This window comes from Sulfitobacter sp. M13 (genome assembly GCF_053474885.1).
Genome location: NZ_CM130281.1, coordinates 1,985,555 through 2,000,957, shown reverse-complemented (window position 1 = coordinate 2,000,957; position 15,403 = coordinate 1,985,555). Strand labels below are relative to the sequence as shown.

At 55.5% G+C, this 15,403-nt stretch carries 17 protein-coding genes; 16 read left to right on the top strand and 1 reads right to left on the bottom strand.

What is annotated here, in order from left to right:
* Nucleotides 1–325: 325 nt before the first annotated feature.
* The gene (locus tag ACVBAU_RS09545) at nucleotides 326–1,027 is read right to left on the bottom strand and encodes an IS6 family transposase (protein WP_448325955.1); all 702 of its coding nucleotides are present in this window, start codon (nucleotides 1,025–1,027) and stop codon (nucleotides 326–328) included.
* Nucleotides 1,028–1,136: 109 nt separating this feature from the next.
* Between ACVBAU_RS09545 and ACVBAU_RS09540 the strand changes: the two genes are divergently transcribed.
* The 16 genes from ACVBAU_RS09540 to ACVBAU_RS09465 all read left to right on the top strand — a co-directional run bounded on the left by ACVBAU_RS09540 (nucleotide 1,137) and on the right by ACVBAU_RS09465 (nucleotide 15,353).
* On the top strand, nucleotides 1,137–1,373 hold the full coding sequence (locus ACVBAU_RS09540; RefSeq protein WP_448328959.1) for a DUF7884 domain-containing protein: 237 nt from the start codon (nucleotides 1,137–1,139) through the stop codon (nucleotides 1,371–1,373).
* A gap of 68 nt (nucleotides 1,374–1,441) precedes the next feature.
* A complete protein-coding gene (gene nhaA, locus ACVBAU_RS09535) occupies nucleotides 1,442–2,632 on the top strand; it encodes a Na+/H+ antiporter NhaA (RefSeq protein ID WP_448325992.1) in 1,191 nt (396 codons plus the stop codon).
* Between the two features lie 181 nt (nucleotides 2,633–2,813).
* Entirely contained in the window at nucleotides 2,814–3,083 is a 270-nt protein-coding gene (locus ACVBAU_RS09530) for a DUF5676 family membrane protein (protein ID WP_448325990.1), read from the top strand.
* On the top strand, nucleotides 3,080–4,834 hold the full coding sequence (locus ACVBAU_RS09525; protein ID WP_448325988.1) for a DUF3141 domain-containing protein: 1,755 nt from the start codon (nucleotides 3,080–3,082) through the stop codon (nucleotides 4,832–4,834). Before ACVBAU_RS09530 ends, ACVBAU_RS09525 begins: the two co-directional genes overlap by 4 nt.
* Before the next feature lie 18 nt (nucleotides 4,835–4,852).
* Nucleotides 4,853–5,005: a hypothetical protein gene (locus tag ACVBAU_RS09520; protein ID WP_448325986.1), complete on the top strand. Its 153-nt coding sequence runs from the start codon at nucleotides 4,853–4,855 to the stop codon at nucleotides 5,003–5,005.
* Nucleotides 5,006–5,021: 16 nt separating this feature from the next.
* On the top strand, nucleotides 5,022–6,230 hold the full coding sequence (locus tag ACVBAU_RS09515) for an acetate/propionate family kinase (protein WP_448325985.1): 1,209 nt from the start codon (nucleotides 5,022–5,024) through the stop codon (nucleotides 6,228–6,230).
* Between the two features lie 3 nt (nucleotides 6,231–6,233).
* A complete protein-coding gene (locus ACVBAU_RS09510) occupies nucleotides 6,234–7,265 on the top strand; it encodes a bifunctional enoyl-CoA hydratase/phosphate acetyltransferase (protein ID WP_448325983.1) in 1,032 nt (343 codons plus the stop codon).
* The gene (gene fabI / locus ACVBAU_RS09505; protein ID WP_448325981.1) at nucleotides 7,262–8,074 is read left to right on the top strand and encodes an enoyl-ACP reductase FabI; all 813 of its coding nucleotides are present in this window, start codon (nucleotides 7,262–7,264) and stop codon (nucleotides 8,072–8,074) included. Before ACVBAU_RS09510 ends, fabI begins: the two co-directional genes overlap by 4 nt.
* A 50-nt stretch (nucleotides 8,075–8,124) precedes the next feature.
* Nucleotides 8,125–10,545 carry a copper-transporting P-type ATPase gene (locus ACVBAU_RS09500; RefSeq protein WP_448325979.1) on the top strand — a complete coding sequence of 807 codons (2,421 nt, stop codon included), beginning with the start codon at nucleotides 8,125–8,127 and terminating at the stop codon, nucleotides 10,543–10,545.
* A 102-nt stretch (nucleotides 10,546–10,647) separates the two neighbouring features.
* On the top strand, nucleotides 10,648–11,829 hold the full coding sequence (gene nirK, locus ACVBAU_RS09495) for a copper-containing nitrite reductase (protein ID WP_448325977.1): 1,182 nt from the start codon (nucleotides 10,648–10,650) through the stop codon (nucleotides 11,827–11,829).
* Nucleotides 11,830–11,917: 88 nt separating this feature from the next.
* Nucleotides 11,918–12,169, top strand: a complete 252-nt coding sequence (locus ACVBAU_RS09490) for a DUF2933 domain-containing protein (protein WP_448325975.1) — start codon at nucleotides 11,918–11,920, stop codon at nucleotides 12,167–12,169.
* Nucleotides 12,166–12,816 (top strand): methyltransferase family protein, encoded by a 651-nt coding sequence (locus ACVBAU_RS09485; RefSeq protein ID WP_448325973.1) that lies wholly within the window; start codon nucleotides 12,166–12,168, stop codon nucleotides 12,814–12,816. Before ACVBAU_RS09490 ends, ACVBAU_RS09485 begins: the two co-directional genes overlap by 4 nt.
* Nucleotides 12,817–12,981: 165 nt before the next feature.
* A complete protein-coding gene (locus tag ACVBAU_RS09480; RefSeq protein WP_448325971.1) occupies nucleotides 12,982–13,338 on the top strand; it encodes a c-type cytochrome in 357 nt (118 codons plus the stop codon).
* Between the two features lie 63 nt (nucleotides 13,339–13,401).
* Nucleotides 13,402–14,094: a CBS domain-containing protein gene (locus tag ACVBAU_RS09475; protein ID WP_448325969.1), complete on the top strand. Its 693-nt coding sequence runs from the start codon at nucleotides 13,402–13,404 to the stop codon at nucleotides 14,092–14,094.
* A gap of 77 nt (nucleotides 14,095–14,171) precedes the next feature.
* A complete protein-coding gene (locus ACVBAU_RS09470; protein WP_448325967.1) occupies nucleotides 14,172–14,858 on the top strand; it encodes a DUF6629 family protein in 687 nt (228 codons plus the stop codon).
* A 126-nt stretch (nucleotides 14,859–14,984) separates the two neighbouring features.
* Nucleotides 14,985–15,353: a potassium channel family protein gene (locus ACVBAU_RS09465; RefSeq protein ID WP_448325965.1), complete on the top strand. Its 369-nt coding sequence runs from the start codon at nucleotides 14,985–14,987 to the stop codon at nucleotides 15,351–15,353.
* Nucleotides 15,354–15,403 lie beyond the last annotated feature (50 nt).

Here is a 15,403-nt window from a genome sequence, read left to right as displayed (position 1 = left end):
CGGTCTGCACTGACAGTGACGCGCTGGATGCATATCCCCACGCAGCGATACGTTCATCCGGCGCCGGTGATGCCCAATATCCCCACCGAGCAAAGAGCGTCGCACTGAGTATAGCATGAAACGTAGCACATATGCCTAATCGAAGGTAACATGCATTTGCATAAGCATGGTCGCGATAGCGGTCTTTCAAATTGGGCGAAACATTCGGACCCGAAGATGAAGAGATTATTTGAGGTTAGATTCGACTTTGTTGGGTAAAATATAATGCGCGCAGGTGTTGTCACGTTAACTCGCCGAGTTGGCAAGTTGGCAAGCCGGTCGCAGATCAGGCAACATTGGCCGCTGCCTTCCAAACCTCGAACGCTTCGAGCCGATGGTAGCGGATAGTAAGAGCGGAACGACGGCGGGCTGGTACGGAGAAGGAATTACGAGTTGCGGACTGCATAGAGACAAACCGTTGCAATCCACCCGGTGATCGGAAACCCTGCATCACCCGCTCTCGTTTTCGGAAAGGCAAATGGCTGTTTTCTGCGCGGTTATTGAGTCCCTTGTGTGACCAATGATCAAGGCCAGGCGCGACCTCGCGCTTTGCGGCACCATAGGAGCGCAGTTTGTCCGTAATGATCCTTTTCGGCACGAAGCCCCAACGCTTCATCAGCTTGACCAAAAGCCGCTTTGCGGCGCGCTTGTCTCGCCTCGATTGGAGAATTTCCTCAAGAACAACGCCGTGTTGGTCGACCGCGCGCCAGAGCCAGTATGACCGGCCCGCGATCTTCACAACGACTTCGTCCAGATGCCAGACATCGCCGGGGCGCGGCTGCCGTCGCCGTAGAACGTGGGCGATCAGGGGGCCGAACTTGACGCTCCAGCGCCGGATCGTCTCATACGAAATGTCCACGCCACGTTCCAGCATCAGCTCCTCGACCTCGCGCAGGCTCAAGTTGAACCGGACGTAGAGCCAGACAACATGCGCGATGATCTGTGGCGGAAATCGGTGGCGTTTGTAGCTGATCTTCTGTGTCTGCATCGACACCGCCGACGCCCAGATCGGTGAACCAGCAACCTCAGGCCCGTTAACGTGACAACACCGTTTCAACCTATGGAATCATCTACTCACTGGATGTTTAAAACGAACCATAAAGACAGGCACTCTGACTTTGACTTTCCCAGATGCCTCGAGCTGTCAGTTCGGTTCAGGTGATCCATTTGTAGCAGCCACAATTACGTCTGCGCGTTCCTTGCAACGGATTACTCTGAATCCCGATCTGGCCACGGGTGAGGCGTATATGCGAGACCGCATTCCGGCATACCGGACTGGTGGTTTTTCAGTTCCAGCTGGCAAAGCGCGCAGGCACGGTTCCGTTGACGCGTAACTATATTCCGGGCGTGAAACAAAGCCACTGTCCAAATGTATAGGCCGGCTGGATGAACTGGACCCAAAGTGGCAATTGAATCTCTAGCCCTCAACAGGATCTCCGGCGTTATGATTCTTAGCGCCATTATTCTTGCATTGATTGCGGCCAATTCTCCGCTGGCAGGGATGTATGCAGTGTTTCACCATACGCCAATCCGCGTTGGCTTGGGGCTCTACAAAATCGACGCGCCGCTGATCGTTTGGATCAATCAGGGCCTGATGACCTTTTTCTTTGTGCTTGTCGGAGTCGAAATCAAGCATGAATTGGTGGGAGGGCACCTGTCAACTTTGCGTAAGGCGGCGTTGCCCGCAATTGCCGCCTTAGGGGGCATGATCGTCCCTGCCCTCATCTATGTTGCATTTGCGGCGTCTGACGGCGAAGCATTGCGCGGCTGGGCGATCCCGATGGCGACCGATATTGCCCTTGCTCTTGCATTGCTCTCATTGCTGGGAAATCGCGTTCCTGTTGGTTTAAAAGCATTTTTGATGGCTTTGGCGATTTTTGATGACCTCGGTGCGGTCGCAATCATTGCGTTCTTTTACGGCGAGGAGGTTCATACTCTGCCATTGATGCTGGCCGTTTTGACCTTCGCGGCCATGGTCGGACTGAACCGTGTTGGACAGGCAAAGCCGCTGCCGTTGGCTATGCTCGGCGCAATACTTTGGTTGGCATTGTTCCAATCAGGGATTGAAGCTGCACTGGCGGGCGTCCTGATCGCAGCCGTTGTCCCGAATGGGGCCAAACATGATGACAGCCATTCGCCACTGCTCAGAACCCAACGGCTTTTGCACCCATGGGCAAGTCTGCTGATCGTCCCGATCTTCGGGTTCTTCAATGCCGGTGTCACAATCGAAATCGAAACTTTGCAAAATGTAACGGGCGGCGTGTCGCTGGGTGTTTTCTTTGGACTGTTTCTGGGCAAGCAGATTGGCGTACTTGGCGCGACATGGTGTGCTGTAAAATTGAACATTGGTGTGCTGCCGCCGGCTGTCGGGTTCAAACACATCTATTGTGCAGGGCTTCTTGCTGGCGTTGGATTTACCATGGGCCTCTTTGTTACCGCACTCGCGTTTGATACGGATGTTTTGGCCGCTAGCGCGCGTCTGGCGATATTGATTGGGTCAACCTTGTCCGCCTTGGTCGGGCTTGCTGTCTTGTGGTCTGCACAGAGCGACCCCGAAAAGCAGATATCACTGCCGCAAAGCGACGCCATCTGATTATCCGGCCGATTGCTATCACGCTTAGTCGGTGCCTTTTGTGGCGATGTATGGCCGTCACGCAGGATTTCTTTCCCCAGCGTGTAACGGTCTCTCACCGAGAGCGTCTTACTATTGAACCCGCGAAAACATGGGACACGTCGCATTTTTCGCAATTTCACGTTTTTGAGGAGTGATCCATATGTCAGATTCGAAACCTATCAGCATCTACGCTATCGGAATGTCGCTCGGAACTCTGTTGTCGCTCAGTTTTGCTCTGTGCGTCTTGTTCGGCCTGCTGCTTCCCGGGGCCACAATGTATCAGGCGTGGTTGCCACTCCTGCCGGGTGTGACCTGGATCAGTTGGCAAAGCGCCCTGCTCGGTCTGGTTGAGAGCTTTGCCTATGGTTGGTACGTTGCTGTGATCTTCGTGCCTGCGTGGAACTTCTTTTCGCGGAGGGCGTCAGCATGAACACCGTAACATCGATTAAATCTCTCCTTCCTGTTCATTCAGAAGTGACCACTTCAACACCTGACACATCACAACCCCCGCCCGATCCGGCTGCATATGGCCGCGATCTGTGGGAACGCTCTGTGCTGTTCATGGATACGCTGCGCGAGCGTGCCGACAACATGATAGCGCACGAACGCGCCGGAATGCCGCCGCTGCTGGATTTCAAATATGAAACGTTGCTGGACGCGCGACAGTTCGGCCGCTCAGCCAATTATGCGCTACTCAGGATCACCGAAGTGGACGGAAACTGCTGGGATGATTGTGTGGACGATACAAAACCACCCGTCATCGTGGTGGACCCCCGTGCGGGCCACGGTCCCGGCATTGGTGGGTTCAAACGCGACAGCGAGGTCGGCATGGCGATGGCCGAAGGCCACCCTGTCTATTTCGTGATCTTCTTTCCTGAACCAGAGCCAGACCAGACGCTCGAGGATGTCTTGTTCGCCCTGCGCCGCTTTGTCGAAGAGGTATCGGCGCGCCACGACGGTGCCGCCCCCGTCCTTTACGGTAATTGTCAGGCTGGGTGGGCCGTTACACTGTTGGCCGCGCACTGCGAAGGCCTCGCGGGGCCGGTGGTTTTGAACGGATCGCCGTTGTCCTACTGGGCTGGTGAAGAAGGCGTCAACCCGATGCGGGTCACCGGCGGATTACTTGGTGGGGCGTGGCTGGCCCATCTGACCGCTGATCTGGGCGATGGACGGTTCGACGGCGCATGGTTGGCGCAAAATTTCGAAAGTCTAAAACCAGAAAAGGCGATCTGGGAGAAATACGCCAATCTGCTGACCAATGTGGACACAGAGCGCGACCGCTTTCTTGACTTTGAACGCTGGTGGAACGGTTTTTACACCCTCAGCCGCCCTGAAATCCTGTCGATCACCCAGAACCTGTTCATCGGCAACCAGCTCGAAAGCGGTGAAATGACAATCGGGGATCACTGCGTCGCCGATTTGCGCAAGATTAAAAGCCCGATGATTGTCTTTGCATCCTACGGCGACAATATTACGCCGCCCGCACAGGCACTTGGCTGGATTCCAGAAGTCTACAAGGACACTGCGGACCTCAAGGCGGCGGGCCAGCGGATCGTCTATCTGACCAATGCACATGTCGGCCATCTGGGCATTTTCGTATCAGCCTCGGTAGCCAAGCTTGAGCACCGTGCCATTCTGGAAAGTCTGGACAAGATCGAAAAGCTGAAACCTGGCCTGTACGAGATGAAAATCGACAACCCGTCAGGCGACCCCGATTGTCACGCCCCCGAATATAAGGTCACGTTCGAGCCCCGCAAGGTAAGCGATCTGAAACACGATGTGCCGGAACAGGCCTTTGAAAAAGTGGAGCAGGTGTCCAAAATCAACGAGGCCTTCTATAGCACTTTTGTCAGTCCTTGGGTGCGTTTGATGACAACGCCAGCCAGCGCCGAGATGCTGAGATTGATGCACCCCATGCGTGTCAGCCGCCTGATGTTTTCGGAAAGCTACAATCCGTGGATGCAGTTTGTCCGGCAAACAGCGACCAGCATTGCCGAAACACGGGTGCCGTTGGAGCCTGACAATTCAATGATCCAGCGCGAGCGGACTGCGATCTCGGCTGTTGGAGACGCTATTGAACGCGCACGCATCAAACGCGACGCAACATACGAACGCACGTTCAGAACGCTTTACGGAAACGAGAAACTGGACACCGACAGCAACCCGCGCATGCCGGTCTGATTTGAAAGGAAGAAAGAAATGCAATGGATATTAGAAAACTGGCTGATCCTGCTTTTTGGGGTGGGCATGATCGGAATGCATCTGTTCGGACATCGCCATGGGAAAAAGATGGGCCACGATCATGGCTCAAAGGGCCATTCACATAAGCAGGACAAAAAGAACAAGAACTAGACCGAGGAAGCTACCGATGCCTGAACGGGTTATTCTTACGCTCAACGCCGGGTCTTCTTCGCTCAAGTTTGCGCTTTTTACGGCGTCCCATTACCCAAAGCGGCTGTGGTCAGGGGTGATTGACCGGATCGGCCTTTCTGGCGGGCATTTTCAATTGAGTGATGCACGTAGCACCATTGTTGTCGACGAACCCGGAAGGCTCGACAATCACGAGGCAGCACTCACGCGCTTGCTTAAGGCGATCGCAAGACTGCCGGGATCGCTTGATCTGGTTGCCGTGGGACACCGGGTGGTACACGGAGGCCCGGAATGTGACTGTCCCAAGGATGTCACGCAGGCCCTGTTGGCACGGCTGCGTCGGCTTGCCTATCTAGCACCACTACACATGCCGCCCAACCTTGCAGGGATCGACGCGGTATTGGCAGCCCAGCCCAACCTGCCACAGGTGGCCTGCTTCGATACGTCGTTTCACCACGACTTGCCCAATCTGGCGCGGATGACTGCCCTGCCCCGAGCCTATGCTAAGGACGGCATCCGTCGTTACGGATTTCATGGACTGTCTTACGAATACATCATGGAGGCGCTGTACCATGACAGTGTCGATCTTGATGCTGAGCGCATCATCGTCGCACATCTTGGAAACGGGGCCTCTATGGCTGCTATTCGTGATGGCACGCCGATCGAAACAAGCATGGGGTTTTCAACACTTGCGGGTCTTCCGATGGGAACGCGCACCGGCGATCTTGATCCCGGAATCCTGCTGTTCCTAATGCAGGAAAAAGGCATTACACCTGATGAAATCTCCACTCTGCTTTATGAACAAAGCGGACTGTTGGGAATGTCCGGCCTGAGCCGGAACATGCAGGACTTACTGGACAGCCACGAAGAGGTCGCCGCCGAAACCGTCGAATATTTCTGCTATCAGGCAAGGCTGCATCTGGCACGTCTGACCGGGGCCCTTGGTGGGCTGGACCGCATCGTTTTCACGGGCGGGATCGGCGAGAATTCAGCTCAGATACGCGGCAGGATTTGTGCGGGTCTCAGCTATCTGGGGGTCAACATCGACAACGCGGCCAATAAGGCGGGCTGCACAAAGATATCAAAGCCGGACAGTCGGGTGATTGTCGAGGCGCGTGCCACGGACGAAGAACAGATGATTGCACACCATGTGGCTGTGAAAGTCTTGGCAAAACCAGTGCCACAAGCATCAAAATTGGGGGCGTGAGCTGTGTTTCAGAATCCTGAAAAGCTGCAAGTGCTGATTGATAAAGCACAGGGTTTGGCGTCGGTGCGTGTCGCTGTCGCCTGTGCCGCGCAACCAGTGGTTTTGGAAACACTGCGGGATGCGACGTTGCTTGGTCTGATCGTGCCACGACTGGTAGGTGACCATGACACAATCCTCAGAATGGCGCGCAACCTTGATTGGCATGCTGATCCGGATTGGATCGTCCCCGCAGGGACCGACACCGAGGCCGCGTCGCTTGCCGTGGCGATGGTGCGAGGTGGCGAAGCCGATGTTCTGATGAAGGGTAATCTGCATACAGATGCTTTGATGCGGGCCGTATTGAACAGCGAGCTGGGCTTGCGCCGCGCGGGTCAGAGATGCAGCCATATTTTTCTGCTTGATGTGCCGGGCCATGATCGCCTGATTGGCATCACTGACGCTGCTATCAACATCGCGCCTGATCTGGCTGCAAAAGGCCAGATCTGTCAAAATGCGGTCGATCTGTTTCACAGGCTTGGTATCCCTGCGCCGCGTGTTGCTGTTCTATCCGCGGTTGAGACCGTCACAGATGCGATCCCATCCACGCTTGATGCCGCCGCTTTGACGCTGATGGCGCGGCGCGGACAGATCACCGGCGCGCAGGTGGAAGGGCCGCTGGCCTTTGACAACGCCGTTTCGGTTGGGGCCGCCCGCGAAAAAGGCATCCTGTCAGAGGTTGCCGGGGTGGCGGATATGCTTCTGGTGCCTGATCTGGTGTCGGGGAACATACTCGCCAAAGCACTGGAATATCTTGGTGGTGCGGTTGCCGCAGGAGTGGCACTGGTGCTGTCGGCTCCGGTCGTTCTGACCTCGCGCGCCGATCCGGCCCCGGCGCGGCTGGCCTCGCTGGCGGTCGCGGCATTGATGCTTGACCGCAGCAAAACGCAGAGCACAGCGGCCCCCATGGCAGAGACAAGCCTTGCCGCAGCACCACAACCCGAACATGCCTGCTGCGCGCCGCGCGTGACAGCGGCCCTTGCGGAGGCAGCAGAATGAACACCCCCAACCCTGCGCCCGATCCCGTTCGATTGCTGGACATGACCGGCAAGAAAGGCCTGATTGTCGGCGTCGCCAATGAGCATAGTCTGGCGTGGGCTGCTGCCCGCAATTGTCATGCGGCAGGCGCTGATCTTGCATTGACCTATCTCAATGACAAGGCGTGGCCTTTCGTTGAACCGTTGGCACAATCCGTTGCCGCGGCGCTTTTGCTGCCCTGCGATGTGGCGCATGAAGGCCAACTGGAAGCGGTTTTTGCCAAAATCAACAAGACTTGGGGCAAACCTAATTTTCTAGTGCATGCCATCGCGTGGGCACCAGCGGCTGACCTACATGGGCGATTAACCGATTGTTCTGCCGATGGCTTTGCGCAGGCGATGCAGGTGTCATGCCATTCGTTCATCCGCATGGCAAAACTAGCCGAACCGCTGATGGCCGAAGGCGGCAGTTTGATCACGCTCAGCTTTATCGGGGCGGAAAGGGTTGTGGACCATTACAGCCTGATGGGTCCAGTCAAAGCAGCACTCGAGACGTCCGTGCGCTATCTGGCGCATGAACTTGGACCGAAAGGCATACGGGTCAACGCGATCTCCGCAGGCGCAATCAAAATGCGCGCGGCTTCTGGTATCGAACACTTCGACGAGCTGATCCGCGAGACTGAGACTAAATCACCCCTGCGCCGCACTGTTACCGCTGACGAGGTGGGGCGCGCCGCCCTGCTGCTGGCCAGCGACCACACAACGGCCATCACCGGTGAAATCCTGCATGTCGATGCGGGCTTTCACGTCGATGGTATGATTTTTCATTGAACGTCGTACTGTCATGCAAACGCAGATCGACGACATAAAAGGAACGCAAAATGAATGTCTCCAAAGGCCAATTTAGCAAGATACCAGATGATGGTGAAAGCTTTGACACGGTGCCGGAAGGGTTTTCGGGCACAGTCTATACCTGTTCGATGCACCCCGAGGTCCGCAGCACCGAAGAAGGTTCATGCCCAAAGTGCGGCATGTTCCTGACGCCTGAAGGCGAGGAAAGCGAACACGGCCATCACAACCACTCCGGGCACAGTCATGGGCATGACGATGTGCACGCTCATGGTAGTGCTACAGCCGTTGAAAAGGGAGGCGAATACGATACCGTGGCAGCGGACTATAGTGGTACGATTTATACTTGCCCGATGCACGCACAAGTGCGCCATCCCGGTCCCGGTTCTTGCCCGATCTGTGGTATGGGGTTGGAGCCAGAAACAATCAGTCTTGAGGACGAAGGCCCAAACCCGGAGTTAGTCGATTTTACCCACCGGTTTTGGGTTGGAGCCGTTCTCACGGTGCCACTGTTGGTTTTGGCGATGGGGCCATTCGTCGGCTTTACATATTTCATGGAGCTGCTGGGTGAACGCACGTCGCTCTGGTTTGAACTCGCGCTCGCAACACCTGTGATCCTTTGGTCGGGTTGGCCATTCTTTGCACGTGGTCTGAATTCCTTCCGCACAATGAACCTGAACATGTTCAGCCTGATTTCAATGGGAGTGGGTGCTGCCTATGTTTTCAGTATCGTTGCAGTAATTGCGCCGCAGGTTTTTCCCGACGGTTTCAGGGACGAGAATGGTAACGTAGGTGTCTATTTCGAGGCAGCCGCTGTCATCGTCACACTAGTTTTACTGGGGCAAGTGATGGAACTGCGTGCTCGGGAAGGGACTGGCAAGGCGATCCGCGCATTGCTGGACATGGCCGCCAAAACCGCACTGGTAATCCGTCCCGATGGCACTGAAGAAGATATCGATCTGGATCAAGTACAATTGGGAGATCACGTCCGCGTGCGTCCCGGTGACAAGGTTCCCGTAGATGGGGTGGTTCTGGAAGGTCGCTCTTCGGTTGATGAATCCATGATCTCGGGTGAACCCGTGCCTGTCGAAAAAGTGGCGGGTGAGCCTGTCACCGGGGCTACGATCAACGGAACCGGAAGCCTCATTATCGAGGCGACCCGTATCGGCGCTGACACCATGCTTAGCCAAATTGTGCAGATGGTTGCCAACGCACAACGCAGCCGAGCGCCAATCCAGAAGTACGCCGATCAGGTCGCTGGTATGTTCGCGCCCGTAGTCATCGGTATCGCGATTGCGTCATTTGTCATCTGGTCGATCTGGGGACCTGACCCTGCGATGGCCTACGGGCTGGTTTCGGCAGTTGCCGTCCTGATCATCGCCTGTCCCTGTGCGCTTGGTCTTGCAACACCGATGTCAATAATGACAGCGACCGGCACCGGAGCGCAAATGGGCGTTCTGATCAAGAACGCCGAAGCGCTGGAACGATTTGAAAAAGTCGACACGCTTATCGTCGACAAAACCGGCACCCTGACCGAGGGCAAGCCAAAGCTGGTCGCGGTTCTCCCGGAAGACGGCCACGACGAAGCAGAGGTATTGCGTCTTGCAGCCTCGCTGGAGCGGGGATCAGAGCATCCATTGGCAGAGGCCATCGTGCGCGGCGCCGAAGAGCGCGGCATCGAATTTGCCAAGGCGGAAGACTTCGAAGCGGTGACGGGCAAAGGCGTCAAAGGCATCGTCGATGGCAAATCCGTCGCGTTAGGCAATGCGGCACTGATCAAGGACCTGGGGCTGGACAGTGGCCCGCTGGTCGACACTGCCAACGCGCGGCGCGATGAAGGTGAGACTGTGATGTTTATCGTTCTGGATGGTGCCATTGCCGGATTGGTCAGCGTCGCCGACCCGATCAAGGAAACCACTCCGGCGGCACTCAAAGCGCTGCATGAACTGGGATTTCGAATCATCATGGCAACCGGCGACAACGAGCGTACAGCGCTGGCTGTTGCCAGCCGTTTGGGCATCGACGAGATCCGTGCCGATGTACTGCCTGAAGACAAGGCCCGCATCATTCGTGAATTGCAGGCCGAGGGCAAGAAAGTCGCGATGGCTGGTGACGGAGTAAATGACGCCCCTGCCCTTGCCCAAGCTGATGTTGGTATCGCGATGGGTACAGGTGCGGATGTGGCGATTGAGAGTGCCGGTTTCACACTGGTCAAAGGCAATCTCGACGGTATCGTGCGGGCGCGCAAGCTCAGCCATGCGACAATGCGCAACATCCGCCAAAACTTGTTCTTTGCGCTGATCTACAATTCCGCCGGCGTGCCGATTGCGGCGGGTATCCTTTATCCGTTCCTCGGCATCCTGATCGGCCCGATCTTCGCCGCTTTCGCAATGAGCGCCTCGTCCTTGTCGGTGGTGCTGAACGCATTGCGTTTGAAACGACTGAAGTTTTGAAAAGGTCATGTAAATTGCCTCCTCTTAATTGGGTCTCAATTTCCAAGACCCAATTAAGAAGATCCTACAAAGACAACGCAAGCAGCAAAGGGAAACATTCAAATGTCACACAAGCAACTTGAAGACACGAACATCACTGAAGACGGGACAGATCAAGTCACACGGCAACCTCAGAGCCCCGGATTAAGCCGCCGCAATCTTCTGGTCGGTACTGCAGGCGTGACCGTCGGCAGTATAGTTGGTGCATCTGCTTCGATCGCGCAATCTGATTCCTCAGGCGATGCCTCACATGGCCGCCCCTCCGCCAGCCTAGGCAATCGTATCTACAGCGCAAACCCGGATCATCCCGGTTTGGCGGACGTGAGCGAAAACCCCGCGAACGTACCGCCACCGATCACCCGCAGAGAACCCGCGACCGTGCGCATTGATCTGGAAACCATCGAAATCGAGGCTCATCTGGACGGTGACACACGTTACCGGTTTTGGACCTATAACGGCACAGTGCCCGGACCGTTCCAGCGTGTGCGCGTTGGCGATACGGTCGAAGTGTACCTCAAGAATAACGAAGAAAGCTGGTACGCCCACAATGTCGATTTTCACGCAGTCACTGGCCCTGGTGGCGGCGCGTCGCTGGGTGCGCCCGGGCCTGGAGAAAGCTACAGCTTCAAGTTCAAGGCACTGAATTCAGGTCTTTATGTCTACCACTGCGCTGTGTCGCCCGTCGCCCAGCATATTAGCAACGGCATGTATGGGATGATCCTTGTCGAACCCGAAGAAGGCATGGCCCCTGTCGATCGTGAATTCTATGTGATGCAGGGCGAAATCTATACCGAGGAACGGTTCGGCACCAGTGGTCTGCTGAACGAAAGCTATGACAAGCTGATCGACGAGCATGCGGAGTATCTGGTCTTCAACGGGCATGTCGGTGCTTTGACCGAGCACTATCCGTTGCAGGCCAAAGTAGGTGAGACAGTGCGCATCTACTTCGGCGTTGGCGGGCCGAACTACACGTCCGCGTTCCACGTCATCGGCGAGATTTTCGACAAAGCGTACCTGCACGGCTCCCTTGTCAGTCCCCCACTCGAAAGTGTGCAGACTATTCTGGTGGCACCAGGGGGATCAGCGATCGTTGAATTCAAGTGCGAGGTTCCCGGCCGTTTTGTGCTTGTCGATCACGCACTGTCGCGGGCTGAACGCGGTCTCGCCGGATATCTTTTTGTAGAGGGTGATGAGGCCCCCGACATATTCACCTCACTTGACGAGACACCCGCTTCGGACGGGTAGCGCTGAAGCTGATGTGCGCCCGGCATCTGGATTGGGTCGGAAGCAATCGGCTCGGAGAATTTCGCACGAAAACACAAAGGACGCTTCGATGAAAATGGATAAACACGACCATACAGATCACCCGCCACAGCCATCAGCCCCACCTCCTTTCTGGAAGTCGCGCTTTGGAATAAGCCTGATTATATCGCTGGGTATTGCCGCCCTGCTGCTGGGGTTCGAGCACCGCGTTCACATCTTTGCGGGCAACGGATTTCTGGGATTGCTGCTGTTGGTCTGCGTCGGGATCCACTTTTTCATGCACGGCGGTCACGGCGGGCATGGGGGTGGTGACAAGTCATGACTGATGTATCCGGCTATGGCCTCTGGTTTTTCGCCTTTTTGAACGCAGCAATATTTATCATATTTGCGTTTAGTTTCTTCAAGCCGAAAACACCGCGCGATTGGCGCAGCTTCGGTGCGTTCAGTGCTTTTCTTGTTGCGCTGTTCGCCGAAATGTATGGTTTTCCGCTTACGATCTATCTGTTGTCCGGCTGGTTGCAGACGACCTATCCGGGCGTCGACTGGTTCTCACATGACGCGGGACACTTGCCGGAAATGATGTTCGGCTGGAAGACGAATCCGCACTTCGGCCCGTTTCACATGATCAGCTTCATTCTGATTGGCCTTGGGTTCTGGATGATCTCGACAGCATGGCAGGTCCTCTATCAAGCCCAACGCAGTGGCACTTTGGCGAACACCGGTCCCTATGCGCGCGTGCGTCACCCCCAGTATGTAGGCTTTGTTCTGGTCCTGACAGGCTTTCTCTTTCAGTGGCCAACCCTGCTTACACTGGCGATGTATCCGGTGCTGATCTGGATGTACGTCCGGCTTGCTCGTGCCGAGGAGCGCGAAACCCGTGAAGCTTTCGGCACGCAATTTGATGCTTATGCAGCCCGTGTACCGGCGTTTATTCCAAACTGGTCGCAAACTCCCAACGCGACCCTATAAAGCGGAAGATCATAGATCATCGTTGTTATCAAAAAAAAGAAAGCGCTTCTGCTCTGTGGATTTATTGCAGTGACCGCCTCAATCTCAGGTGGTGCAGCTATCGCTGCATCCCACACGGCACAGACCTCTGACAGCATGGTGGCCAGCGGCCTAAGTCTCCCGCCAATGGACGCCGCCAACGGCAGGCTCTTATTCGGCTCGAAGGCCTGCGTTGTTTGTCATTCAGTGAACAGTATCGGCGGCGAAGATGCGCCCATGCTCGACGCCGAATTGATGGACCAACCGATGAACCCATTCGATTTTGCCGCGAAAATGTGGCGCGGTGCTGAGGCCATGGTGATAATGCAGCGCGAGGAGCTGGGAAATGTGATCCAGATGTCAGGAAAGGAACTGGCCGACATCACAGCTTTTGTTCACGACCGTCAGGAACAGGCAAAGTTCTCAACCGCTGATATTCCTGAAGATATACAGGAATTGATGGACCATCTCGAAGCAGAGGACCTAGGCGTGCCCCACGACTGAGTGCCTTATCCCCCAAATCTAGCAGGTCTTCTGCCGACTTTCACCATAAAGAAGGAGTACAAAATGCAAGCTCAAGACATCATGACGAAAAACGTCATATCCGCCGCCGCTGATACGAAAGTGGAGCAAGTCACTGCGCTTATGATGGAGAACCACATCAGCGCGGTGCCCATCCTCGACGGCGATGGAACGGTAATCGGGTTAATCAGCGAAGGTGATCTGATGCGACGGGTTGAAGGATCAGGCAATGCCCATAAATCCTGGTGGCTCTCCCTGTTTTCGGGGTCCGATAATACGGCGCACGACTTCATCGCCATGCGCGGTCGGCGGGCCAAGGATATCATGACACAAAAGGTTGAGGTTGTGGCTCCGGATACACCTGTCGCAGACATTGCGCGGCTGCTTGAAAAAAAACGGATCAAACGCGTTCCGGTAGTCGAGAATGGCACGATCGTTGGTATTGTCAGCCGTGCCAATTTGATGCAAGCCCTTGCGAGTACGCCAAGGGTGACGCTTGAGCCATCGACATCCAACCGCGAAAAGCGCGCGATTGTTATGACGGCGCTGGGACAGGTTCCGGGGCTCAATCCTGCGCATCTGAACGTCGTGGTCGAAGGTGGTCGCGTTAATGTTTGGGGACTTGCCGATTCGGATGCTGAGGAAAAGGCTGCTTGGGTGGCGCTCGACAACATTGAGGGTCTTGGTGAGGTCTCAGTCAGCTTTGGGCGGATACAGAACATAGCGTACTTAGGTTAGTGTCTGACCCAAAACACTTCCCGTTCTAGGGCACGAAACTGCACCCGAAGAAATCAAAACCACAAAGAAAGTTCGATATGTGCCTATCAGCAGAAGTCAGCTTTGCTGCCAGTGTCCTTCTTGTAGCAGGTGGTACATTCGCCACATGGAAAGCGACGCAGATCAATTGGCGGTACATTCCAGTAGCCCTGATGCCGCTGTTCGCCGGCATTCAGCAATTCATGGAAGGCCACGTCTGGATCGGTATGAATACAGGTAATCCCGACATGGTCCTCTGGGGGGCGTTAGGGTTCATTTTTTTCACATGGTTCATGTGGCCGATCTGGATACCCATCTCTGTCTATGTGCTGGAACCGCCCGACAGCCCGCGCAAAAAGCTCTTCTTGGGTTTTGCGGCAATCGGGATTGCGTTTGGACTGCTGCTTTACATCCCCCATCTGATCAACCCTGAATGGGTCAGGGTAACAGTCAATCAAGATTCACTGGCCTATGAAGGCATGATGCTACTGGATTATATGATGCCGCGCTGGGTGACCTATCTCATCTATCTGACCCTGATCATCGCGCCACCGTTGCTGTCACGCTATCTGCACATGCGGTATTTCGGCGGCACCATCATCGCCGTTGTGGTGGTGGATATTCTGTTGCTGCGCTATGCCTATATTTCGTTCTTCTGCCTCTTGGCGGGTCTTGGTACACTGCACCTGATCTACATCATCTTGCGCAATAAATGTGCGCGCGAATGCCCGATGCTGTTTGCCTGATATACGCTTGGGCAAGTTCATCCAATCAGGAGCGTCTCTTTGCTTTTTTCACTAATTCTTGCAGTTATCGCCATCGTTTCGAGTAGTTGGATACATCTTGCGGTCATGCGGTGGGTATCGGTTGGCATGGCAAAGATACCTTTGGAGCCGTTCAATCGTGTCATGATGGCCGTACTGATCCTGTTTTTCGCGCATTTCGCCGGAATAGTTGTCTTTGCAGGCATGTTTGGCGTCGGTCACCAGCTTTTGAGCATCGGCGGGTTTTCCGGTGATGGCGTTGATACGGTGCTGGATTACTTCTATTTTTCAGTCGTCAGCTATACCTCCCTTGGCCTAGGCGATATTTTCCCGACAGGTCATCTTCGCTTTCTCACAGGCGTCGAGGCGTTGACCGGGCTGCTGCTGATCGCGTGGTCAGGGGCATATCTTTTCGCGATGATGAACCGGCTTTGGGATTGGCCCCCCTGTGCCGAGCCTGATGACCCAGAAAAGTGAAAAAGGGCACACCCGGCACCTGCTCGCCGGACGCGCCTGTTGTTTGGGGA